Raw genomic sequence first — 7,479 nt, 5'->3', positions numbered from 1 at the left:
CAGCCGAAAAAAAAAATAGAATTAAGCTTACTGAAAACGAGTAAATTACTGGATGAAACAGAGGGGATTTCAAAAACGGGTAGTTGGCAATTGAAATCATCCACAAAAGAAGTTTTATTTTCTCCCGGTTTTATATCCATTTTTGAATTAGAGGATGTGCCAGCTAACGAACTTTATATGGCTTGGCAAAAAAGAGTAGATAAAAGTGATTTAGATGTACTAGAGGAATTGGACTCAAAAGTGTTAAAAACGGGAGAAGACTACAATGTGGTTTATAAAATTGTTTTTCCTGACAATAGAGTAAAATTTATATCTGAAACGGGAAGACCGTTTAAAAATAGAAATGGAGAGCACATTGGGCTTAAAGGTTTAATTCAAGATGTAACTGAAGCGGCAATTGCAAAGCAAAAAATACAAGACAAGTCTAAAGAAATTTTAGATATTCGAGCTGCACTAGATGAAGCAGCCATAGTCTCCATTGCAGATATTAATGGAAATTATACGTATGTAAGTGATAATTTTTGTGCATTTTCAAAGTATAGTAGAGCCGAGTTATTAGGCACTAACCACATGCTCCTATCTAGCCACGCGCCTGCAGAATTAACAATCAATATATTAAAAACTATTACTAAAGGTGATATTTGGAGAGGTGAACTTGAAACGAAAGCAAAAGATGGTACACTTTTTTGGAATAAAATGATTGTTGTTCCCTGTAAAGACAGTAAAGGACAGATATATCAATACATATCAATTATTGTTGATATGACGGAACAAAAGGTACTGCAAGAAAATTTGACGCATACTTTAGAGGATTTGGTTGAAAAAAATAAAGAGCTAGATCAGTTTTCTTATATAGTTGCACACGACTTAAAAGCCCCCTTGCGAGCGATCGATAATCTTGCAGGCTGGATTGTTGAAGATATGCCGCAAATGCCTCCAGATATAAAAGTAAACTTTGAACTTTTACAGGGTAGGATTTTTAGAATGGAAAATTTAATAAATGGTATTTTGGACTATTCGAGAATAGGAAAAGAAAATTTACCTATTGAGAAAGTTTCTATAAGGTTATTACTAGACCAAATTATAGATAATTTGGTACCTCTAGATCGTTTTGATATTTATATTAGCGAAAATTTGCCGGTTGTTTTTAGTGCTAAAATATTAGTTGATCAAGTTATTAGTAATATTGTTAGTAATGCAGTAAAGTATAATGATAAGAAAAGAGGTAAATTGAATTTTTATATCAAGAGTTAGATGATTTTCATGAATTTACAATAAGAGACAATGGCCCTGGTATTTCGGAGAAATACCAGGAAAAAGTTTTTGGCGTTTTTCAAACAATTGAAGCGAGAGATATAATTGAAAGTGCCGGAATTGGGTTATCAATTGTAAAAAAAATTATTGAAGGTAAAAACGGCAAAATAGCTATTGATTCCAACTTTAAGGAAGGGGCCAGTTTTGTTTTTAATTTTCCTAAATAAGCTCCTAGACAGTATCGTTATCAGTACAATTGTTTATTTTAGAATTGTAATCAAATAACCAAGTTCTAACTATTGGTAGATTGAGATTAGGATTGTTTGAGGTATTGTTTTTACTAACTTTAGTTTTTTACAAAAAATAAAAGAAAGTCAACTGATTAAAATTTTTTTTAAATAGAAAAAACCGCCAAAATTGTTTTTGGCGGTTTGAATTTAATTATTTAAAAAAAGTAGGGAAGTAAATTTTACTTTTTAATTAAAAACTTTACATCTTGTACTTTACCATTCACAATTGTTTTTAAGAAATAATTTCCTTTTGCTAAGTTTGATAATGTTAGAATTATATCAGAATTACCACTTTTTACATCATGTGAAGTTTGTTGGATTACTTGTCCATTAAAATTGTAAACAACAAGTTCAACTTTTACATTTATTAAACTGTCAACAGTAACATTTACAGTATTGACAAAAGGATTTGGATATATAACAACATCCGTAAATGTTGTTCTTTGATCAATTTGTGCAGAACAATTACCAAGGGTATCGCCATGTGCTAAATGGCTTGCAACTGCATTTTCATCAATGCAAATTGTTTTTCCATTATGACAGATCTCTACTTTAGGGTTTTTCGGGTTATTGCCACATCTCACGTCGATTACAGTCACTGTTTTCTCTGTAGCCGATATACAACCATTAGCGTCTTTTACTATTAAAGTATAAGTAGTAGTAGTCTCTGGACAAACGGTTATACTTGGAGTTTTTGCTCCATTACTCCATTCGTAAGTATACGGTTTAACACCTCCAGTTACCTCTCCAGCAGCAAGTGTAGTACACGCATTTTTAGTGTAACCAAAGTAAACTGTTGCTGTAGCAGTAGTTGGAATTGTAAGTAACGTAGGTTCAGTGATCGTAAAACTAGCTGTTTTTTTATTGTTTAAAGCATCTGTAATTTCAACCGAATATTGTCCCGGATTTAGACCTGTCAATTCGCTTGTTTTTCCTCCTGTACTCCAAGTGTAAACATAAGGAGCGATTCCGCCTGATACAGTTACTTTTGCTGTTCCATTGGCCTCACCTTTGCACGTTACATTGGTGGAAGTTATAGCACCTAATGTTAGTGCCTTTAGTTGCAATCTTGCTGAAACAGGGAAGTGATCTGAAGCTGTTTTGGTATAATTAGCATCAAAAAACTCATAATGAACTCTTGCTGATCCGTCAATATAAAGGTCGGCTAGTTCATTAGATACCGTAATATGATCAATCATGTTTTCAAAAGTAGCATACGATCTAAATCCTTGTTCGCTTAATGTTTTAGTCAGAATTCTATATCGAGCACTGTCCTTTACATAAGCGTCAAAAGTCGAGACTGTTGTTGGTACATTCGATACAGTAAAGTCTACATCATCGTTATAATCCCCTAACAATATCAAGTTTGCAGTCGGATACTGAGCATCTAGTGTGTCTTTCAATACTTCGACGTCAAATTTACGCATGTCATACTTTCCTTGTTCACCGCCGCTTGTATTGGCTCTGGCATGTAAGTCAATGATGTTAATCTGTTTGGTTTCTCCACCAATTGTTACGTCAGCGATTAGCATAAAAGGTAATCTTCCGCTAGCAAAAAATCTTGATTTATCAGCATCTGGATAATTCGCTATGGCAGTTGTACTACCTCCATTGTAATAGGGATGAATTGTTTCCAATAAAACTTTAGTTTTCACTGGTTTCACTGTTTTATTTTTGTAAATAAAACCTACTTTCTGCTTTGGACTAGTGTTATCGCTAGGATATGAGGTCGCTTCTGATAAAACAAAACTATAATCGTTCATTTCACTAACCATTTGAGCGAAAAGTACATCATCAGATACTTCTTCTACAGCGTAGATATCAGCGTCAAGTTGCTGCAATACATTTTTAACAGCTTCTTTTTGGATCGCATCTGAATTTGGTTTTCCTTTTGCTGGTGAATTTGTTTCATCACCAAACCAGGCTACGTTCCAAGTTGCTACATCAAAAGTTTTATCCATTGAAATACTCAAGTCACTTCCTGTTTGTTGGTACTTATTAGCACATGGGAAGTCTGTTCTCATTCTTGGGAGTATTTGCTGGGTAGCGAAATAATTTGAAACAACACCTATAATCTCATTGCAGTTTGCAGGTTGTGCAAAGCCTACAAGTTCACTTACATCTGCGTCTAAACGCAATTGAGCCGTTCCACTAGCATCAGTAATATTGATACTAGAGTTTCCAAACATCATTTCTCCTGGCTTAGGGAAAGTAGTATTTACAATTCGAACCAACTCCGCTGGGTGGTTTACCATTTCGTTTAACGTTATTGTTTTAACCTGTATTGGATTACTTGAAGGTCCGTTGTTAGTTACAGCACTTACCGGACTAATTTGAACTTGACCAGTAAAAGTACTTCTTGTTCCTGTGATAGTAACGGAATCTCCTATTTTGAACAAGCCCGCACCATGAACTGTTTTGTCAAATACAGCAATCGCACCTGTGGCATCTTGAATGTATGCGCTACCTGCAAATTGGTCCGAAACAGTCAATGTTCCTGTCACAGTTACAATTTCTCCATCGGCTTTTGCTCTAGCCTCAGCAATTGGTAATACTACAATTATTTCGCTTGCATTTCCAAAAAACTGTCCTTTGTTAATAGCTCCGTAAGTAGAATTTGCGGCTTGCCAAGTAAAATCAGCATAAGTAAACCCTGCTCCAGTTAATTGAAGTGAAGTTCCTATAGTTGCATTACTAGCCTCAGCAATACCTATATCCGTGCTTGTTAATCCATTTGCTGGACCATTGGTAGCAGTAAAACTACCTTCGTAACTTAAAAACTGAATTACTTTTCCATTTGGATCTACTAATGCGATTCCGTCAGGAGATCCGTTTTGTAGATTAGGGATAGGACTAAAAACGGTTCCGTAACCATTTAATTGATCTGTTATAACACCAGATAAGTTTATAATTGGAGTGTAACTTTTTCCGTCAGATCCATTGTAAGGAACAAGGCTCCATCCTGTTAAATTAATACCGGCATATCCAGCTATTTCTACTCCTTCACCAACATCTGTTCCAGCGTTATCGTAATGAATTTCATTGATGAATACTAAATCACCAAATTTTTGCCCTTTATTGGTTTTACCAAAGGTGCTTACCGCAGCCTCCCAAGTAAAATCGCTATATTTTGTTCCTCGCCCAACTAGCTGCAGAGAGTTTCCTACTGTTGCAGTACTAGCTTCAGCAATTCCAATGTCAATACTAGTCTTACCAATCGCTGGTCCGTTAGTAGCCGTAAAACTACCTTCATAACTCAAGAATTGAATTACATTATTATTAGCATCAACTAAGGCTACACCATCAGGAGAACCGTTTTGAAGTCCAGGAATAGCCACTGATATAGTACCGTATCCATTTAATTGATTAGGTATAATGCCTGATAAAGTTCCCACAGGATTGTACGTTTTACCATCAGCACCGTTGTAAGGAATAATTTTCCATCCTGTCACATCAATTCCAGCAATTCCAGCAATTTCGACACCTTCCTCAATGTCAGCACCTGCGTTATCATAGTGAATTTCATTTATAAACACAGCCCCTGCCGTTACAGGTATACTATTATTCAATGTTTTTACAGCCACAGTATTGCTAGCTGCGGATGTGTTATCATCAGCATCTAAAGCTACTACTGTAAAATTATAGTCAGTATTTGCAGTTAAAGTAGTAAAAGTGAACGTAGTGCTTGTTGTAGCTGCAACTAATGTGGTTCCATCATAAATTTCATAAGATACTGCTGCAGCTACTGTATCCCAAGATAGGGTAGTGCTAGTTGCAGTTGTATTGGTCGCCACAGCATTTGCAGGAGCAGTTAGAGGAATTTTGATGGTCGAAAAAGACTGTCCAACATTGATAGCTCCATAGCTACTTGCTGTCATAGCTTGCCAAGTAAAATCACTGTATTGGGTCCCTTTTCCTTTTAATTGTAAAGATAAACCAACAGCTTCTGTACCGTTTTCTACAACTCCAATATCAATACTAGTCATACCGTTGGCAGGACCGTTTGTAGCAACAAATACTCCTTCATAGCTTAAAAACTGCACTGCTTTACCTGTAGCATCTACAAGAGCTATACCATCAGGAGATCCGTTTTGTAAACCAGCAATTGCAACGAAAACAGTTCCAAAACCATTTGATTGATTAGGTATAATGCCTGATAAAGTTCCCACAGGATTATACGTTTTACCATCAGCACCGTTGTAAGGAATAATACTCCAACATGTTAAATCAGTTCCAGCAGTTCCAGCGATTTCAACGCCTTCGCCTACATCTGTTCCTACATTATCGTAGTGAATTTCGTTGATAAAAACGACTGAGGTTGTTGGAGCAGGCGGTGGAGTACCAGCCAACGTTTTAACCGCTACACTATTACTGCTACCTGAAATATTTCCTGCAGCATCGAATGCTTTTATCGAAAAAGTATAGTTAGTATTGGCAACTAAATCTGTAAAAACATAATTTGCTGATGATGAAGATGCAAGTAATACGGTTCCGTTATAGATTCGGTATCCTAAAACCCCAACATTATCTGTAGATTGTACCCAACTTAATGAAGTACCAGTAGCTGTAGTGTTTGTAGCAAAAAGTGTTGCTGGTACAGTTGGAGCTTGAGTGTCAATTTGAACACTACCATCAAATCTATTTTGCGCTTGAGGTCCGCCCCATATAGCTGTTGCAAAGGCAGGATTGTCAATAAAAGGATTACGATTACCTTGAACACCCTCCAAAATTGTATTTCTATTAAGCTCTACTTGAGATACTGGATCTTCAGCATTCCACTGTAAAAGCACATCAGGGATATCAGCACTAAAAGTTTTTGATCCTACAGCAACCACGTTAGGTAAACATTGATTACCATAACGCACATACATATACATTACCATTCGAGCTACATCACCTTTCCATTCATCACCCGGATACCAGTAAGTTCCGTTAATTAATTTAGAATTTCCAGTTCCAGCTCCAAAAGGGTAGTTGTTTCTTGTAGCATTTAAAGTAATGTCCGATGCACGCAAATGGTGCGCATCACTTCCAGGTCCTTCACTACCTAAATTAGGATTACCTAATGATCGTGCATAAACATGCTCTCTGTTCCAATTTCCTTGATTTCCCCCGTTAGCATCTTTTGCTCGAGTTCTATCATTTGTGATATCGGTATCGGTATCATTGTAACCATAAATCAACAAAACCTTAGTAGGATCAGTTGGATCTAAGTCGGTTTGCTTTAAAGCATCCCATACTCCGGGAGTATAGGTTAAATTTATGGTATTGCGGCTTATTAAAGTCGCAAGGCTAGTTTTTAAAGTGTTTCCATTTTGGCTAATGTTGGTTCCGTTGTAATAAGAGGGAATTTGACCAAACGAAATGACACTTAATAGAGAGAATACAGCAATAAAAAATGACTGTCTTTTTAAGTAAAATTGCTTCATAGTTAAGGTATAAATTAATCGATCGTAAATATATTCATTATCACATTTTATTTTGACAGATAGTATTAACAAATTGTTAAAATTATTAACAAAAAGTCTCCGTAAAAAATTGATAAATCAGTAAATTGAATAATTCAATAAGTATTTATGTATAAAACCGTTTGATGAGCAGTTTGACTACTTCACTTTGACCGTCAATTTAAAAGATATACATTTGCAGTTGGATATCGGGAAAACTTCGATTTTAGTGTCTAGTTATACCTTTGAAGCTGTTTGTTTTACCATTGTATTATGGTAGTAAACAGTAGTAATCCAGCTATTATACCATCGTCTTTTTTTTCAAAGCTTTTAATTCAACAAATGAAACAGTACTTTAACTTATTTGATTTTTCACAAAAAGTAAACTTTAAAACAGAAATCTTAGCAGGCTTAACCGTTGCCATGACTATGATTCCTGAATCACTTTCGTTTGCAATTTTAGCAGGTTTCCCACCATTAGTTGGACT

Annotated in this window: 4 protein-coding genes; 3 read left to right on the top strand and 1 reads right to left on the bottom strand. The window is 35.6% G+C overall.

Translation table 11 applies throughout. From position 1 onward, the window contains the following. Together P8M54_RS02395 and P8M54_RS16310 are read left to right on the top strand one after the other, a co-directional pair. The coding region (locus P8M54_RS02395; protein ID WP_300284633.1) for a PAS domain-containing protein at window positions 1–1,254 on the top strand (1,254 nt) is incomplete at its 5' end. Continuing rightward, on the top strand, window positions 1,230–1,481 hold the full coding sequence (locus P8M54_RS16310; protein WP_366525113.1) for an ATP-binding protein: 252 nt from the start codon (window positions 1,230–1,232) through the stop codon (window positions 1,479–1,481). The genes P8M54_RS02395 and P8M54_RS16310, both read left to right, overlap by 25 nt. Before the next feature lie 242 nt (window positions 1,482–1,723). Here the strand turns inward: P8M54_RS16310 and P8M54_RS02390 are convergent, their stop codons facing one another. Beyond that, window positions 1,724–6,973 carry an endonuclease gene (locus tag P8M54_RS02390; RefSeq protein WP_300284631.1) on the bottom strand — a complete coding sequence of 1,750 codons (5,250 nt, stop codon included), beginning with the start codon at window positions 6,971–6,973 and terminating at the stop codon, window positions 1,724–1,726. Window positions 6,974–7,333: 360 nt separating this feature from the next. Here P8M54_RS02390 and P8M54_RS02385 point away from each other — a divergent pair. Continuing rightward, a partial coding sequence (locus tag P8M54_RS02385; protein WP_300284635.1) for a SulP family inorganic anion transporter occupies window positions 7,334–7,479 on the top strand: 146 nt, incomplete at its 3' end.

The sequence above is a fragment of the Flavobacterium sp. genome, from assembly GCF_029242675.1.
Lineage (GTDB): Bacteria > Bacteroidota > Bacteroidia > Flavobacteriales > Flavobacteriaceae > Flavobacterium.
The sequence above is the reverse complement of the archived record's forward strand: the minus strand, read 5'-3'. Positions and strand labels throughout refer to the sequence as shown.